The organism is Paenibacillus hemerocallicola (assembly GCF_006265175.1).
Classification (GTDB): domain Bacteria; phylum Bacillota; class Bacilli; order Paenibacillales; family NBRC-103111; genus Paenibacillus_AB; species Paenibacillus_AB hemerocallicola.
This window is the reverse complement of sequence record NZ_VDCQ01000043.1, coordinates 1-16,447: the sequence shown is the minus strand read 5'-3', so window position 1 is coordinate 16,447 and position 16,447 is coordinate 1. Positions and strand designations below refer to the sequence as shown.

General features: G+C 53.2%; 16 protein-coding genes. All 16 read right to left on the bottom strand.

Translation table 11 applies throughout. The features are described 5' to 3' along the window. Nucleotides 1–20: 20 nt before the first annotated feature. Nucleotides 21–809 carry an acetylglutamate kinase gene (argB, locus tag FE784_RS25485; protein ID WP_139605084.1) on the bottom strand — a complete coding sequence of 263 codons (789 nt, stop codon included), beginning with the start codon at nucleotides 807–809 and terminating at the stop codon, nucleotides 21–23. A gap of 75 nt (nucleotides 810–884) precedes the next feature. Continuing rightward, entirely contained in the window at nucleotides 885–2,117 is a 1,233-nt protein-coding gene (gene argJ / locus FE784_RS25480) for a bifunctional glutamate N-acetyltransferase/amino-acid acetyltransferase ArgJ (protein WP_139605083.1), read from the bottom strand. A gap of 106 nt (nucleotides 2,118–2,223) precedes the next feature. After that, complete coding sequence (gene argC, locus FE784_RS25475; RefSeq protein WP_139605082.1) at nucleotides 2,224–3,273, bottom strand: N-acetyl-gamma-glutamyl-phosphate reductase; 1,050 nt, start codon at nucleotides 3,271–3,273, stop codon at nucleotides 2,224–2,226. A 163-nt stretch (nucleotides 3,274–3,436) separates the two neighbouring features. Continuing rightward, on the bottom strand, nucleotides 3,437–4,306 hold the full coding sequence (locus FE784_RS25470) for a YitT family protein (protein ID WP_139605081.1): 870 nt from the start codon (nucleotides 4,304–4,306) through the stop codon (nucleotides 3,437–3,439). A gap of 109 nt (nucleotides 4,307–4,415) precedes the next feature. After that, a protein-coding gene (prfB, locus tag FE784_RS25465) for a peptide chain release factor 2 (protein WP_139605080.1) occupies nucleotides 4,416–5,532 on the bottom strand; the annotation gives its coding sequence in 2 pieces (ribosomal slippage) (nucleotides 4,416–5,459 and nucleotides 5,461–5,532; 1,116 coding nt in all). Nucleotides 5,533–5,650: 118 nt separating this feature from the next. Then, complete coding sequence (secA, locus tag FE784_RS25460; RefSeq protein WP_139605079.1) at nucleotides 5,651–8,155, bottom strand: preprotein translocase subunit SecA; 2,505 nt, start codon at nucleotides 8,153–8,155, stop codon at nucleotides 5,651–5,653. Nucleotides 8,156–8,310: 155 nt separating this feature from the next. After that, a complete protein-coding gene (locus tag FE784_RS25455; RefSeq protein ID WP_139605078.1) occupies nucleotides 8,311–9,399 on the bottom strand; it encodes a site-2 protease family protein in 1,089 nt (362 codons plus the stop codon). A gap of 149 nt (nucleotides 9,400–9,548) precedes the next feature. After that, complete coding sequence (hpf, locus tag FE784_RS25450) at nucleotides 9,549–10,103, bottom strand: ribosome hibernation-promoting factor, HPF/YfiA family (protein ID WP_139605077.1); 555 nt, start codon at nucleotides 10,101–10,103, stop codon at nucleotides 9,549–9,551. 403 nt (nucleotides 10,104–10,506) lie between these two features. Continuing rightward, nucleotides 10,507–10,704, bottom strand: coding sequence for a cold shock domain-containing protein (locus FE784_RS25445; protein ID WP_138881805.1), 198 nt, complete (start codon nucleotides 10,702–10,704; stop codon nucleotides 10,507–10,509). A gap of 394 nt (nucleotides 10,705–11,098) precedes the next feature. Continuing rightward, nucleotides 11,099–11,437, bottom strand: coding sequence for a flagellar protein FliT (gene fliT, locus FE784_RS25440; protein ID WP_176706510.1), 339 nt, complete (start codon nucleotides 11,435–11,437; stop codon nucleotides 11,099–11,101). Further along, nucleotides 11,430–11,996 (bottom strand): flagellar export chaperone FliS, encoded by a 567-nt coding sequence (gene fliS / locus FE784_RS25435; protein WP_218103809.1) that lies wholly within the window; start codon nucleotides 11,994–11,996, stop codon nucleotides 11,430–11,432. Before fliS ends, fliT begins: the two co-directional genes overlap by 8 nt. A gap of 14 nt (nucleotides 11,997–12,010) precedes the next feature. Continuing rightward, nucleotides 12,011–13,909 carry a flagellar filament capping protein FliD gene (fliD, locus tag FE784_RS25430; protein ID WP_139605075.1) on the bottom strand — a complete coding sequence of 633 codons (1,899 nt, stop codon included), beginning with the start codon at nucleotides 13,907–13,909 and terminating at the stop codon, nucleotides 12,011–12,013. A gap of 65 nt (nucleotides 13,910–13,974) precedes the next feature. Beyond that, nucleotides 13,975–14,325 carry a flagellar protein FlaG gene (locus FE784_RS25425; protein ID WP_139605136.1) on the bottom strand — a complete coding sequence of 117 codons (351 nt, stop codon included), beginning with the start codon at nucleotides 14,323–14,325 and terminating at the stop codon, nucleotides 13,975–13,977. Between the two features lie 116 nt (nucleotides 14,326–14,441). Continuing rightward, the gene (gene fliB / locus FE784_RS25420; protein WP_246132170.1) at nucleotides 14,442–15,689 is read right to left on the bottom strand and encodes a flagellin lysine-N-methylase; all 1,248 of its coding nucleotides are present in this window, start codon (nucleotides 15,687–15,689) and stop codon (nucleotides 14,442–14,444) included. 11 nt (nucleotides 15,690–15,700) lie between these two features. After that, nucleotides 15,701–16,075, bottom strand: a complete 375-nt coding sequence (locus FE784_RS25415; RefSeq protein ID WP_139605074.1) for a DUF8042 domain-containing protein — start codon at nucleotides 16,073–16,075, stop codon at nucleotides 15,701–15,703. An 87-nt stretch (nucleotides 16,076–16,162) separates the two neighbouring features. After that, nucleotides 16,163–16,447 (bottom strand): flagellin (locus FE784_RS25410; protein WP_281287158.1); only part of this gene is annotated, 285 nt, incomplete at its 5' end.

Here is a 16,447-nt window from a genome sequence, read left to right as displayed (position 1 = left end):
CAAATCCGAAGCCGTTTCGGCTACCGTTGAATGCGCGTGCCGATCTTGTCGCCCCGCAGCACTTTGCTCAGCACTTCCGGCTCGGTTCCGTTTACGATGACGACTTCCTGCACTTGCCCTTGAATGCATTGGATTGCGGCGCGAACCTTCGGGATCATCCCGCCATAGATGTCGCCGCAGGCAATCATTTGTTCGATTTCCGCAACGGTCACGATCGGCAGAACCCGCTTCTCGCCGTCGACGTTTTTCATAATGCCGGGCACGTCCGTAACGACGATCATCCGTTCCACGCCCAGATGCGAAGCTACCGCTCCCGCGGCCGTATCGGCGTTGATGTTGTAGCGCTGGGCGTTGTCTCCGAGCCCGACAGGCGCGATGACCGGCATATAGCCCATATCGACGATTCCTTGGATAATGGCCGCATTCACGTTGGTCACGTCGCCGACAAGGCCGACCTCATCGGCGTTGGCTACGGGCTGAGCTTGGATCAAATGACCGTCTACCCCGGACAATCCGAGCGCCTTTGCCCCGGACTGCTGGATTTTGCGGACGATTTCTTTGTTGATTTGGCCGGAGAGCACCATCTCGACTACGTCCAGCACCGCTTCGTTCGTTTTGCGCAAGCCGTTCACGAACTCCGTTTCGATCCCCAGCTTGCCAAGCGTATCGGAAATAGCCGGTCCCCCGCCGTGAACGATGACCGGGATCGTGCCTTCGTCCTGCAGCTTCTTCAAATCGAGGAAAAAAGCGTCGGGCAGCGCCGCGAGCGTGCTCCCCCCGCATTTCATTACAAAACAGCCGTCGCTCATGAAAAAAGTGCTCCTTTACCTGCTAAGGAGCCGCGATTGTCTTCCATTCGCAGCCCCTTACTTATGATCGATCGTTCAAGTCCGGTATGCCGCGTTAATGCGGACGTAATCATAGGTCAGGTCGCAGCCCCAAGCCGTAGCCCCGCTGCCGCCCATATGCAAATCGACATGGATGAGAACAAAATCGCCTTTTAAATATTCCGCTGCCTTCTCTTCGTCAAACTTAACCGGACGCGACTGCTCGAGTGTTACGATATCTCCCAAGCGGATGTCCACCGTCTCCGTATTGACCGGATAACCAGCCCGCCCGACGGCGGCGATGATTCTCCCCCAATTGGCATCGGCGCCGAAGCAGGCCGACTTCACCAGACTCGACCCGATGACCGTCTTCGCGAAAGCGCGCGCCGCTTCAACGGACTCCGCTCCGACGACGCTCACCTCGATCAGCTTCGTCGCACCCTCGCCGTCGCGGGCAATCGCTTTCGCCAGCACTTCTCCGACATAACGGAACCCTGCCGCGAATGCTTCCCAATCGGGATGTCCTTCGCCGAGCTCGCCATTGCCGGCCAAGCCGCTCGCCATCGCGACGACCATATCGTTCGTGCTGGTATCGCCATCAACCGTAATCATGTTGAACGTCGTATCGGTCGACGCGTTCAGCAGCTTTTGAAGCGCAGCCGACGAAATTGCCGCATCGGTCGTAAGGAAGCCGAGCATAGTCGCCATATTCGGATGGATCATGCCCGAACCTTTAGCCGCACCCGCAATATGTACCGTACGGCCTTCGACCGTCAACCGGACGCAGATCGTCTTCTTCACCAGATCGGTCGTCAATATCGCTTGGCTGAATTGGTCGCCGCCCTCATCCGTGGCCGATACCCGAGCAGGCAAGCCGGCGATGCCCGCCGTTACCTTGTCCATCTTCAGCAGCTCGCCGATGACGCCGGTTGAGGTTACGCCTACGTAATGATCCGGCACGCCGAACATCCGGGCCGCTTCCGCACGCATGGTCCGGGCATCGTCTTCGCCTTGCTTGCCGGTACAGGCGTTCGCATTGCCGCTGTTGACGAGCATGACCTGCAGCTTGCCTTCCACGGCGATGCTTTCCTTCGTTACCTTGAGCGGGGCCGCCTGGAACGCGTTGAGCGTATATACGCCCGCCGCCGTAGCCGGGACATCGCATACGATGACGCCCAAATCGTTGCGCTGCGTCTTCTTGAGACCGCAATGCAGCCCTCCGGCCCGAAAGCCGAGCGGTGTCGTAACCGAACCGTTATCCACTACTACAAACTCGTTATGCTGCGCCATACCGCAACCATCACCATCTTTCTTCAACAATGCTATATGCATGCCCAACCCCGGCGTTCCCGAAAGTATTCGGCATTTGCTACGTAGCTCCACTTTTTGGGGTGCTTTACGGGTATACTGGCGTAAACGCCAAGCCCAATCCTTCGTCCCAGCCCATCATCAGGTTCAAGTTCTGCACCGCCTGACCGGCAGCGCCCTTCACCAGGTTGTCGATAACCGAGATTACCGTCACTCTGTTCGTCCGCTCGTCTACGGAAACGCCGATATCGCAATAGTTGGAACCGAGCACTTCCTTCGTCGCAGGCCATTTTCCAGCGGGACGGATGCGTACAAACCGGCGCCCTTCATAATAATTCCGGAACAGGTCGAGCACTTCCTCGTCCGTCCTTTTTTGGGTCAGCTTCGCGTAGCTCGTCACCAAAATGCCCCGGGTCATCGGCAGCAAATGCGTCGTGAACGTCATCGTTACCTGTTGTCCGGCTACCCGGCTAAGCGTCTGCTCGATTTCCGGCGTATGCTGGTGACGATTTACTTTATAAGCGAGCGTGTTCTCGTTGATCTCCGAATAATGGTACGACAGTCCGAGACCGCGTCCCGCTCCGGAAACGCCCGTCTTCGCGTCGGATACGATTGTCTCCGCATCGATCCAGCCTTCGGCCAGAAGCGGCACCAAGCCGAGTGCAGTAGCGGTCGGGAAGCAGCCCGGGTTGGCGATCAGATCCGCCCCCAACACGTCGCTGCCGAACACCTCGCACAAGCCGTACACCGCGCGCTCCAAATACGCCGGGTCGGCAGGCTTATGTTTATACCATTTCTCGTATACGTCTCCCCGCTTCAGCCGCAGATCGCCCGATACGTCTATTACCTTCAAGCCAGCCTCGACAAGCTTCGGAGACAGTTCCGTACTGACCCCATGCGGCGTCGCCAAAAATACGACATCGGCCTTGCCCTTCATCGCTTCTACATCGATCGCTTCCAGCCGATCCGTAATAATTTCCGATAAATGCGGATATCCTTCGGCGTATAAAGCCCCTGCGTTGGAAGACGAAATGACCGACGCAATGTCCACCTCCGGATGCTGCAGCAGCAGCCGGATCAATTCCACGCCACCGTAGCCGGTCGAACCTACGATAGCCGCACGCAATTTGCCGCTCATGGCAAACCCTCCCCCATGTTGAAACTCGCTCATCCCGATGATGCCGTCCCTTAAAACATATGCATCATTATACAATCAAGAGAATAAAAATTCAATCTCTTTTTTAAACGCCCTTCATCGATCATACGGAATATTTTCCGTCACTGCAATAGGTTTTACAAGCTCACCCGTGCAGCTTGAACCCTTCCCCCAGAACTTCGTGCGCATCGGTCAAAATGATAAAAGCGTTCGGGTCGACGGACCTCACAATCGTCTTCAATCGGGTAACCTCCGTTTGGCTGACGACCACCATCAGCGTCGGGCGATCTTCCCCGGTGTAACCGCCTCGGCCGTCCAGAAGGGTCAATCCCCGATCGAGCTCGAACAGGATCGCGTCGCGGATGGCTTCCATCTCCTTGGTCATAATGAAAGCGACTTTGGAGTACCGGAATCCGATCTGTACGATATCGATCGTTTTCGTCGTTACGAACAGACCGATCAGCGCATAAAGCGCCTTCTCCGGCGAGAATACGATGCCGGCCGCCAGTATAACCGCTCCGTCCAGCATGGCTACGGCAATTCCATAGCCGACTCCGGTCCATTTGTGAATGAGCTGGGCCGCCGAGTCCAGCCCGCCGGTCGAGCCTCTGCCGCGAAATACGATGCCGAGTCCGGCCCCGATTCCGATGCCTCCATAGATGGTGGCAAGCAGCGCGTTCGTCGTAAGCGGACCGAGGTCGCGGGTCAGCAGAACGAACAAAGGCAGCACGACGGAAGCAACCGCCGTCTTCAGCCCGAATTGGCCGCCCAGGAAGAGCATGCCCAAAATAAACAAAGGGATGTTGAGCACCCATTGCATAACGGCCGGCTCGATGCTGAACAATTGCTGGATGATGGTGGAGATGCCGGCCACTCCGCCGGAGGCGATTTGATTCGGATTCAGGAAAAAGTTGAAGCTGAGCGCTATAGCCAGGCAGCCTGCCAGCAGCAGCCCGTACTCGATCGCCTGGTGCAGCGGACTTCCGATCCGTATGGCGGGATGTTTGCGGCGCATCGACACCCTCCTCGATTCATGATGCCTCCAAGTCGGAGGCATGGCTTGACGGACAGCAGGAAGGAAAAAAATCCTACACTATGTGTAGGATAAACGTTCCCCCGAATAATTATGAAGCTGATTCCGGTTTTATTTGCTGCCGCAAGTATGCATCGATAAAAGGATTGATCTCCCCGTCCATGACGGCCTGCACATTTCCCGTCTCGGCCTGGGTTCTGTGATCCTTCACCATGCTATACGGGTGGAATACGTAAGATCGGATTTGGCTGCCCCAGGCGATATCGGATTGCTCTCCGCGAATTTCGGCAAGATGCTTGGCCTGCTCCTCCAGCTTCTTCTCGTACAGCTTCGACCGGAGCATTTTCATCGCGCGCTCGCGGTTTTGGATTTGCGACCGTTCCAATTGGCATGCAACGACGATTCCGCTCGGAATGTGCGTAATGCGCACGGCCGATTCGGTCCGGTTGACGTGCTGACCGCCGGCGCCGCTGGCACGGTAGGTATCGACTCTCAAATCCTCCGTGCGGATTTCGACCTCCACATCCTCCTCGATCTCCGGAACGACGTCGCACGATACGAACGAAGTATGCCTGCGGCCGGAAGCATCGAACGGCGAGATGCGGACCAGCCGGTGTACGCCTTTTTCCGTTTTCAAGTAGCCGTACGCATTGTGCCCTTTAATGGACAGCGTCACGCTTTTGACGCCGGCTTCGTCACCCGGCAAGTAGTCGAGCACCTCGACCTTGAAGCCCTGTTTCTCCGCGTAACGGCGATACATGCGCAGCAGCAAGTCCGCCCAGTCCTGGGACTCCGTGCCGCCAGCGCCAGGGTGAAGCTCGAGAATGCAGTCGTATTTGTCGTACGGCTGGTTGAGCAGCAGCTGCAGCTCGAAGCTCTGCAGCTTCGCATGCAGCTCCCGGATGCTGGCGGTCAGATCCGCCGCCATACTGTCGTCGCCCTCTTCTTCGGCCAGCTCCAGCATGACCTCAATATCGTCATATGCGGAGGCGAGTCCTTGGAACTCGTCGACGACCGATTTGACCGCATTCATCTCGCCGATCAATTTTTGCGCCTTCTCATTGTCGTCCCAGAAGTCGGGCGCGGCCATCTTCTCTTCGAAGTTGGCGATTTGCTCCAGCTTGAGATCTAAGTCAAAGAGACCCCCTAAGGTCTTGGATACGTTTTGCCACTTCTCGCAAATCTTGTTTTACGTCCGCTTCCAACATAATTACGATCACCTCTAAAGTTTATTAACAGCTTGTTTCGGCAAAGGGAAGCCCCCTTGCTTAGGGGGCTCTCCAAAACCTGCTTGCGCAGTTTATAGTAGGCAGCGCGGCAAACGGATTATTTGCCGTGGCACTGCTTGAATTTTTTGCCGCTTCCACATGGGCACGGATCGTTGCGGCCGACTTTATCCTCGGCCTTGGCCGGCTGCTTGCCTTCCGCTTCAATCTTCGGGTCGACGGCCTGGCCTTCGGCCACGGCTTGACGCTCCAGATTCGACTCGACATGGGCCTTCATAATGTACTTGGCCACTTCTTCTCGAATGCTCTCGATCATTTCCTGGAACATCTCGAAGCCTTCGAATTGATACTCGCGAAGCGGATCTGTTCCCCCATATGCACGGAGATGAATGCCCTGGCGCAGCTGCTCCATCGCATCGATGTGGTCCATCCACTTGCTGTCTACTGCACGCAGCACGACGACCTTCTCGAATTCGCGCATCGTCTCTTCGCCCATATCTTGCTCGCGTTGATCGTACAGCTTCTTCACAAGGCTTTGTACGTGTTCGACGATCTCTTCACGTTCCTTCGCCCACAGCTCATCCGCCGTCAGCTGACCTTCGTGCAGGAAAGTCGAGTTGGCATACTCCGCAATCGCGGCCAAGTCCCACTCTTCCGGCACCTGATCGTCTGGAGTATGCGCCTTAACGATCCGTTCGATGACAGGCATAATCATATCGAGCGTAATTTCTTTAATGTTCTCGTGCTCCAACACCTCGCGGCGCTGCTTGTAAATGATTTCGCGCTGTTGATTCATGACGTCGTCATACTGCAGGACGACTTTCCGCGTGTCGAAGTTATTGCCCTCCACCCGCTTTTGCGCCGACTCGATCGCCTTTGTAATGAGCTTGCTCTCGATCGGCTGATCTTCCTCGAATCCGATCCGCTCCATCATGCCCATGATGTTCTCCGCGCCAAATCGGCGCATCAGCTCATCTTCCATCGACAAGTAAAACTGCGACGAACCCGGGTCGCCTTGGCGACCTGCGCGTCCGCGAAGCTGATTGTCGATCCGGCGGCTTTCATGCCGCTCCGTACCTATAATATGCAGCCCGCCGAGGTTCGGAACTCCTTCTCCCAGCACAATGTCCGTTCCGCGTCCGGCCATGTTCGTCGCGATCGTTACCGCGCCGTGCTGACCCGCTCTCGAGACGATTTCGGCTTCCTCCGCATGGTGCTTCGCATTCAATACCTTATGCTGGATGCCCTTTTTCTTCAGCATGTCCGACAAACGCTCGGAATTCTCGATGGATACGGTACCGACAAGAACCGGTTGTCCATTCTTGTGGGACTCCACGATTTGTTCCACTACCGCTTTGAATTTACCGTTCACGCTTTTGTATACGACATCCGGCGCATCGTTACGGATCATGGGCCTGTTCGTCGGCACGACGACTACCTCGAGCCCGTAAATTTTCTTGAGCTCTTCCTCTTCCGTCTTCGCCGTACCGGTCATACCGGATAGCTTGCGGTACATCCGGAAGTAGTTTTGCAGCGTAATAGTGGCAAGAGTCATGCTTTCGTTTTGCACCTTCAGCTGCTCTTTCGCTTCGATCGCTTGGTGCAAGCCGTCGCTATAGCGGCGACCGACCATTAGACGTCCGGTAAATTCGTCGACGATGATGACTTCTTCCTCTTGAACGACGTAATCGACGTCGCGCTTCATAATGACATGCGCCTTCAGCGCTTGGGTAAGATGATGGTTAAGCGTAACGTTGGCATGGTCGTACAAGTTCTCGATGCCGAACGTTTTCTCCGCTTTGGCCACCCCGGCTTCGGTCAAGTTGACCGAACGCACTTTAATATCGACCACATAGTCTTCCTCCGCGGTCAGACGCTTCACGAAACGATCGGCGGAGTAGTACAGATCCGTCGATTTGGCAGCTTGTCCGGAAATAATAAGAGGCGTCCGAGCTTCATCGACAAGAATCGAGTCGACTTCGTCGATAACGGAGAAATAGAGCGGCCGCTGAACCATCTGCTCTTTGTAAAGCACCATATTGTCGCGCAAATAATCGAAGCCGAACTCATTGTTCGTCCCGTACGTAACGTCGCACGCGTAAGCCGCCTGCTTATCGTGATGAGACAGACTGTTCAGATTGACGCCGACCGTCATGCCCAGGAATTCGTAAATTCTCCCCATCTCGGCACTGTCCCGTGCGGCCAAGTATTCATTGACCGTCACGACGTGGACGCCTTTACCGAGCAGCGCGTTCAAATAAACGGGAAGAGTGCCTACGAGCGTCTTGCCTTCCCCGGTTCTCATCTCGGCAATTTTGCCTTCATGAAGCACCATTCCGCCGATCAGCTGTACGTCGTAATGCCTTTTGCCCAATGTGCGCAAAGAAGCTTCCCGCACGACGGCGAACGCCTCCGGAAGCAGATCGTCCAGCTCTTCGCCCTGCTCGAGTCTCGAACGGAACTCCCCGGTTTTATCCCGGAGCTGCTCGTCCGTTAAAGGCTTTAGTTCCGGTTCCAGCCCGTTGATGACTTCGACCGTCTTCATCAGGCGTTTGATTTCACGATCATTGGTATCGCCAAATATTTTTTTTACGAGTCCTAACATGCGAGAACCCCTTTCGCTATACGTAGTTCGTCCTTGGAACAAACATGAATGTATGGATGGAATATAGCCGCTTGCCCCCGAAACCGGTTTGCATAAATTGTAACAGGTTGCGCCAGCCGCCGCAACAATCGGGTTTTGGACAAGCCTTGCGAGAGTTAAGTTAACTGCGGGATGGCCATCGCGCTAATCGCCCAGAACATCAGGAGCAAGTACGCGATCAATCCGAAGTAGGCGAACCCGTAGCCTAGCCTCGCTTTCGCCGGAACTTCATAATAAGTCTCACTTTCATGAGTATGGCCTTGTACCGTTGCAACTATGAAAAGTTTATGCTCCTCCCCGTCGGTCTTTCTCTCGACGCGGAATACTTCGACCTTTTCAATAATGGATTGCCCGGTCAAATCGGCGGTATGCTCCAGTCCCAACGCTTCCCATCTCACCGTAATTTGCTGTACGCCTTCCAGCGTGCTCGAGGTCGTGAACGGCAGCTCGCGTCTATGTTCTTCGCCCGGGATGAAATAGCCTTGATCCAGCAACGGCTGCAGCGGCGTCTCCCAGCTCAGCGTATGCTTCATCGGGGTCACTTTCACTTGGCGGATATACTTTTTGTACAGATCATAAGCAAACAATATCCAGAAAATAATCAAGATCCAGGCTTTCATAAACACAATAAGCAGCGCTCCGCCGATAAGACCGACGATCCACAGCCACCGGCTGATCGCCGACGCGATTCTGCCCCCGTCCAAAGGCTGCATAGGCAGCAGGTTGAACAAATTCAAGAAAAACCCGATCTTGGCGATCACGATCCAAATATACCAGCCGGATCCCCCGCCCGTCTGCAACCCGTACCAGCCCGTCGCGAATGCCAGCGTGGCGCCCACAGTCCCGATTAATGGTCCGCCGTAAGCAATATACGCTTCCGTGAGCGCGTCCCTCGGATGCCGCTTCATCATGACCAGCGCACCCACGAACGGAATGAAAAAGGGCGCGCTCACCGGCAGCCCTTTACGCTTGGCCGCCATGACGTGGCCCATTTCATGAATAAATATCATCGCAACCAAGCCAACCGCCACCTGCAGCGGAAATACGATCGTATAGGCCCATACCGTAACCAGCATGCTGACGATGGCCGAACCGAACTTGCTGAACTTCAAAAGCGCCAGAAGCGTCTTGGCTTTGCTGAGCAAAAACAGCCCGGCTGCCCCGAACAGCCATCCGCCGCCTCGTTTAGCCGATTTGTTCTCCAATGGCGTTACCCTCCTTGCGGCTTTCTTCTTATTACGCAAAAAAGCCCGATCCGTTTCAGGATCGGGCTTTTGGCTGGCCGCTATTCGTGCTGCCTTCATCTTCCATTCGATACGCTATGTGATTTTGCCTTTACATTCGATTATGTGTTTCAGCTCGGTTCGATCAAGCCGTATTTACCGTCGTTTCTCTTATAGACCACGTTCACTTCCTTGGAGTCCGAATTGGCGAATACGAAAAAGTTATGGCCGACCATGTTCATTTGGAGAATCGCTTCCTCCACATCCATCGGTTTTAAATTAAAGCGCTTTGTGCGCACGAGTTCCAAGTCATCGTCTTCTTCATCCAAGTAACGTACTGCGGTGGAGCCGTCGTAGCTTTCCCTGAACAATGAGCGGGTGCCGTCTCTCCGGAATTTGCGGTTGGCCTTCGTCTTATGCTTGCGAATTTGACGTTCGAGCTTCTCGGTTACCAGATCGATCGAAGCGTACATGTCTTCGCTTCGCACTTCGGCGCGGAGCAGTACGCCCGGCAGCGGAATCGTCACCTCAACGGTTTGCATATTTTTGATTACGTTCAACGTGACGGTCACATCTGCGGTGGGAGCAGTTTCAAAGTACCTTTCCAGCCTTCCGATCTTCTTTGCCGCATAATCTTTTAGAGCGTCGGTGAGCAGCAAGTTTTGTCCGCGAATGGTAAAGTTCATTGTCCAACAGCTCCTTTCAAATGGATAAAGCATATTCGCCTTCCGCACTCAAGGAGCGAAAAAGGAATGGCTTTATCAGGAAAACGACTATCGTCAGAAAAAACGCTTGGTCTTCCAAAAGCATGATTTTCTGTGACAATCCGGAAAAACTGCCGCAGTACGGGGCCTCCTTCAATCAGGTCGTCTACAGCCGTTTTTCTTACTATCATTATATCATATTAAGATGCCCACTTCAAAAAAACTTTACAATAATTCAAAATGTTTTGTATATTCAGATAAATTAAAAAAAGACGAACCCTTCTCGTCCGGATAAACCGCGTATAATACAAAAAAGACACCCCGGTTTCCCGGGGAGTCTTCGCTGCTAGCGTATATATTCAATCGCGGCCACGTAGCCGGTTGATTATATCTTTACGACGTTAGCTGCTTGCGGTCCGCGTGCGCCTTCCACGATGTCGAATTCTACGGCTTGGCCTTCTTCCAAGGTTTTGAAGCCGTCCGATTGGATTGCCGAGAAATGTACGAATACGTCTCCACCGTCTTCGCGCTCGATGAATCCATAACCTTTTTCTGCGTTAAACCATTTAACTTTACCTTGCATGCAAAACATTCCCTTCATCTTCAAATAGCTGTGGGCTATGCCCACATCCTGACTATACCATCCGGACCGCTTAATGTCAACGTGAAAGCGATATCTTAAGTTCCAGCAAAAGTCATTTTTTTGCTAGAGCGAATTGCGGGAAAATTTCGCTATTTACAAAAAACTCACATTATGAAAGCTTGTTTTCATTAGTTATTCACAGGCTTATCCACATTATCCACAGGTGGGTTGTCCAGTTATTCACAGAAGAAACAGGAGAAAGTCGAAGCTTGTCACCCGAAATCATAGTCCCAAAACTCATATAATTGCTCCTATCGAAGTGGACGAAGATTGGAAGATTTAGAGCTGGAAACAACGAAAAAGACATACCTCATAGGCATGTCCTGGTGAATGTTTATTTCTTGCGATCGAAGAAAAAGCTGTTTGTGTCCATCGCGGAAACGTCGTATCCTGTGCGCTGCTGCTTGGCCCGCCGAAAGCGAAGCAGCTTGTCTTGGGCTTCTTCCTTGAACCGAGCCATGGCCTGTTCAATGACCGATTCCCATTGTTGAAAAGACTGTCCGGGAAAGCCTGCCAACAGAGCCAAACGCTCTGCGGGGTCCATCCGTTCCATAACGTCAAACAGCTGCCTTCGACGCTCCATATAACGATCTACTTGTTCTACTGTAGCATTCTCGGCCTCTTCCGCCATTCGCTCCGTCAGTTCAAGCAGCTCGCTTACCGGGTTAGCCATGTGCGGATGCGCTGGAAGCGGCGGACGGTGCGGCTGTAGTAGCTGCAGGCACTGCGGCTCCTCCGGTTCTCGCTTTTTTGGCCGCCTCGGCCCACGTATCGCGCAATTCGATTAGAAAGGTTAGAACTTGATCGACAGGCGCAGCATCTTTCTTGACGTTGGCCTCGATCAATTGATCGATGAAATAGTCGTACAGCTTCGTCAAGTGTTCCGAGATCGGAATATTCTGATCCAGCGTAATCATCAATTCCAGCAACACTTCCTGAGCCTTTAGCAGATGCTTGTGCGCCTGACCATAGTCTTTCTGCACGATCGTTTCTTTCGCCTCTTTGCAAGCTTTGATCGCCACGTTATACAGCAGCAGAAGCAACTGCTCCTTCGGAGCGGTCATGATCGTGTTCTCCAAATATTTGCTCTGCTGCGACTGATTTTGCGGCGGATTCTTCGGGATGCTCGGCACGGCTTGATTCGTTGGGGGCGGTACTTGCACCGCTGCCTGAGATGCGGCTTGCGGCTGTTTTCCATAAGCTGAACGGGCCTGGGAATACGTATTACTCACCTAAAGATGCCTCCCTAACTGGATTTATTGGAGCCGCCCAACTGCTGAGCAAGCCAGTTGCTCTGCTGGTTCAATTGATTGATGTATCTTTCCATTGCGGTAAACTGGGCGTAATACCGATCTTCGGCATCCTCCATCCGATCCGTCAACCGCTCGATTCGTTCATCGTAATCGTTCAGAAGCTTGCCTTCCTCGTATTGCGAGTAAGTCATGTCCGTTGTTCCCGCTATAGACTTGATCTTGTCAATCAGCTCGGTCGCCTTCTGATGAAGTCGGACGGCAAAGCCGTCGCCGGCGTCGGTTTTGGAGTTGCCGTCATCCACGGTGAACATGGCCGCAACTTCTTCCGGGCGCTCCGCTATGGCTTTACGCAGCGTTTCTTCTTTAATCGTAAGCTTCCCGTTCTCCGTATAGGACGATCCGGTTGTGATGCCGATCTGGGTCAACTGCTTGAGCTCGCTTCCGGTCAATCCGCCCACCACGCTTGCCAACGAGTTCCGGAACGAGGACAAGGCATTTCTCAACATGTCATCCCGCCGCAGCATCCCGCTTTTGGCCTTGGTCTCCCATGCCTTGACTTGTTCCTCGCTCATTGCTTCCTTCTGGGCGTCGGTAAGAGGCGTATAGTCGCGATCCCGGGTCTCGCTCGTTTTCGCGGTAATATCGTCCACCAGCGTATTGTATTTGTCCACGAACGATTTGATTTTATCGTAAATGGCATCCGTATCTCCGGATATGGAGACGGAAACCGGATCGTCCGTCTCTTTCTTGGCGGTAACGTTCAGCCCGTTTACGACAAAGCTGTTGGTCGCATACTTGGCTTCAACGCCGTTATACTCGATTACGGCATCTTTTCCTTTAGTCTCCAATTTCGTGTATTCCTGATCGGAAGTCGTGGTGAACACGTTCGTTCCCGAAGCATTCTGGAGGCCCAATTGCTCGAGAATTTTGATATCGTCTTGAGTCGTGCTTTCGGAGACTTCGGCGAACTCCAACTGCTTGGACTGATCGGCATTAAAAAACGCCAGCTTGCCGTCGGCGTTCAAATACGCCGAGACGCCGGACTTCCCCAAGTCCGATCCGTTGATTTGATCGACCAGGTTCCCGATGGACGTATCCGCCTTGATGGAGAAGTCATAGTCTTTGCCATCCCGTGTAATACGGAAAAATTGGGTATCGATCGTCTTATCCTTCGTCAATTCGGCAGAGATGACGGGAAGCAGCACGCTATCGAATTTCGCCGTCGTCGTAATCGTCTCGCCCTTTACCGTCGATACGGCAGAGCCGGACAGCTTGAATACGTCGCCCAATAAATCCGCATTCGTGCTTTTCAACTCGAACTTGGCGGCTTCCCCCGTCGCCGGGTTGGTGAAATAAAACCGGTCCAGGCTCGCATCATAGCTTGCATTAACGCCGGTTAGACGAGTCTTGTTATTGATATTGCCCATTACGTCGGAGATTTTGTCCGTAGGCTTGATCATGACCGTTACGCTGCCTTTTTCGCCGGATAATGTGATGGATGTAGCTTCCGTTACGCCGAGCTCGGACATCTGGGCCTGATTATTTTTTTTGCCGATTGCGGACGATGTCACGGTAGCCGAGCTGGCCAGCTGCTTGACTTTTATCGTATACACGCCCTCGATCGCCTGGTTCGTAGCCGACACTTTGACGGCCTGCTCGTTCTCGGACTCGGCTTTTTTCGTCGTATAAGAGCCTTTGAGCTTCATATCGAAAGCGGCATCGCGAAAAGCGAGCACCTTCGTGTTGACTGCCCGGTAATCGTCCCGCTTCCACTCGATCAATTGCTTCTGCTGCTTGACCTTGTCTATCGGAGTTTGGTACGCCTGCAGCAATTGCTTGACCAAGGAATCGGTATCCATTCCGGTAGCCAACCCGCCAATTCGAAATACCATTCTGCCGTCTCACTCCTTTTTTGCCCGGGGCTTGCATGGTCGTCTCCATGTTGTCCTGCTTAGGCTTACACTCGCTTATCCACGAGTATACCGGCCATCTTCATCAGATCGGCCACAAGATCGAGATGCTTCTCCGGGGGAATTTCGCGGATCACTTCGCCGGTCTCCCGGTTCATGACCTTGACCATGACTTCCTTTGTCGACTTGTGTACGGAAAAATCCAAATAAGTAAATGGGCCTTGCACAAGCTTCAACGCCTTCTCGACCGCGCGAATCCATTGCTCCTCGCTCATGGAAACCGGTTTTCCTTGCTTTTCCGCTCTCTTGGCTTCCTCTTGGGTTATAGTGTGAGAAGCGGGTTGCGGGATATCGGGAACACCTGCTGGCAATTGTGACTGATGCGGAGGCGGCGACATTGGCGTACCCGAAACCCCTTTGACTGAACCAAGCGATGAGTCCATGGTCCCTTCCCCTTTCGAGTTCCGTTACTACATTCATCGGAACAATTCCGACGATAGTTTAGGGTGAAACGTCAGTTTTTGATCAATATGCTCATATAAGCCATCGTAGTATAGCCGTTTTCCTTCAGAAGCTTCTCCATCTTCTTTAAATAGGCGTCGCTATGCTCGATCGTTTTGGCGAACGACTGGATAACGAGCATCACCCGATCGGTGTCGAGTCCTTGGTGATACCCCGCATTGCCGATGAGCAGAAGCTTGATCATGGAATAATGGATGACCATCATGACATAGGCATCGAACAGCTCCTTGCTGCCCGTGAAAGGGAACATGTTTTTATAAACGTAATTGACCAAATAATTTTCAAGAATATATTCATGCTCGGCCATAAAAGGCGCGTAATGGTCCTGGTAAGCCTCCGCGTAACGCTGGGCGATTTGTTCCACCGGCGTTTCTTTCGTGTACTGAATGCCGTGCAGGAAGTGGGTGATCACTTCCATGTAGCGGGAGCTGTTGACCCCGCTCGCGAACCGCTGGTCGACGATTTCTTTAGCCAGCTTCATCTGAAGCGCCGTCTGAACGGGAACTTCATCCAATTGACTCTTGACGGATTCTTGGAAAAGCATCACCATGAACTCTTCGATCAGTTCCGGAATTTTCTGAACTTCTCCGGCTTGGGCCTTTTCCTGCACTTTTTGATAGAACAAGCCGAGTAGAATCAGACGGCTGGACAGAGAGAAAGCTCGGTGCTGCAGCACTTGAATGGTGAAGATGCGCAGCTCCCAGAAAAAGCGTTGAGGCTTGTTCAAATATTTGACGTCGCCGGTATGCAGCTCCTTATTGGCGGCAAACCGCGCTTCGGCATCTTCTTCGATTTGGTCGAACTCCATCGGCTCCGGATTCAGAAGAGCCAGACGGGCGATTTCCGGACACGAGACGGTCGCGGACCGCTCCCACTGCCCATTCGTCATATTGTTCGATCTGGGGTACTGCGAGCAAGTGTTGGACAAATACGATTCGCCCAAGTTTTTCTGAATGCCGCACAGCTTCTCCCCGTCCAGAAACGGACAGGCCCCGCCGCCCTTCATCTTGATCTTCGCGTAGTTGGCCGGCGACGGATTCGAGCGGTTGCGGGTCACATATTTATCAAGATCAGTCTGCAGCTCGGCATGATCCACATCCTGGTATTTTCGATAGGTAGCTTCGTCAATATTGACGCGCCATCCGACACAGCAGCTGTCTTCGCAGCTCGGTCCGATGCATTGGAATTTCCGCATATATTGCGGGACAAGGGCAAGTCTCGTTTTCGTTTTTACGGTCACAGCGATTCCCCTCACACGACGTAATTTGGATTCAGGTAAAGATGCACGGTGTTATGCCATAAGCGATATACAGGAACTAGTCGGGCAAGCGATAACGGCAATTCGTGAAAATGACGAGTACGGAAAGCATCGGCCATATCATCCAACCGTTCGTTTAACTGCTCCTGAACCGCAAACCAGCCGTCGGTACGCTCACTGTAATCGGTGTCGATCGACAGATAAACCGATCGTTCAATATGATAGATGGCGTCCAGCACATCGCAATACAGCGTCAGGGACAATTCGTAATAGCCCTGCTGCATTTGCCATTGCATATGCGTCAAGCCTTCCAGACAAGTATCGGCCAGGACCAAGGTCCGTTCTCGAACTTCATAATCGGGGGACACAGGGTAACCCTCGCCTTCGTGAATGTATCTCATATTAGAAAGAAAGGGACTCTAGTCCAACTAGAGTCCCCCGGAGATTGGACCGGATTAACGGAGCAATTGCAGTACGCCTTGCGGTTGTTGGTTCGCTTGTGCCAGCATCGCTTGAGCCGCTTGGGAAAGGATGTTGTTCTTCGTGAACTCCATCATTTCTTTCGCCATATCTACGTCGCGGATACGGGACTCGGAAGCGACCAAGTTCTCGGAAGAAGTACCCAAGTTGTTGATCGTGTGCTCCAAACGGTTTTGGAATGCGCCCAATTGGGAACGTTGTGCCGAAACTTTCTCGATGGCGTCGTTGATTACGCTAAGAGCAGCCGAAGCTTTCTCGCT

Coding starts and splice junctions, on each gene's coding strand:
- FE784_RS25445 (WP_138881805.1), bottom strand. CDS start 10,704: ATGCAAGGTAAAGTTAAATGGTTTAACGCAGAAAAAGGTTATGGATTC.
- argC (WP_139605082.1), bottom strand. CDS start 3,273: ATGAGCGGCAAATTGCGTGCGGCTATCGTAGGTTCGACCGGCTACGGT.
- fliD (WP_139605075.1), bottom strand. CDS start 13,909: ATGGTATTTCGAATTGGCGGGTTGGCTACCGGAATGGATACCGATTCC.
- FE784_RS25470 (WP_139605081.1), bottom strand. CDS start 4,306: ATGCGCCGCAAACATCCCGCCATACGGATCGGAAGTCCGCTGCACCAG.
- argB (WP_139605084.1), bottom strand. CDS start 809: ATGAGCGACGGCTGTTTTGTAATGAAATGCGGGGGGAGCACGCTCGCG.
- argJ (WP_139605083.1), bottom strand. CDS start 2,117: ATGGCGCAGCATAACGAGTTTGTAGTAGTGGATAACGGTTCGGTTACG.
- hpf (WP_139605077.1), bottom strand. CDS start 10,103: ATGAACTTTACCATTCGCGGACAAAACTTGCTGCTCACCGACGCTCTA.
- secA (WP_139605079.1), bottom strand. CDS start 8,155: ATGTTAGGACTCGTAAAAAAAATATTTGGCGATACCAATGATCGTGAA.
- fliT (WP_176706510.1), bottom strand. CDS start 11,437: ATGGCTAACCCGGTAAGCGAGCTGCTTGAACTGACGGAGCGAATGGCG.
- FE784_RS25425 (WP_139605136.1), bottom strand. CDS start 14,325: ATGTCGCCGCCTCCGCATCAGTCACAATTGCCAGCAGGTGTTCCCGAT.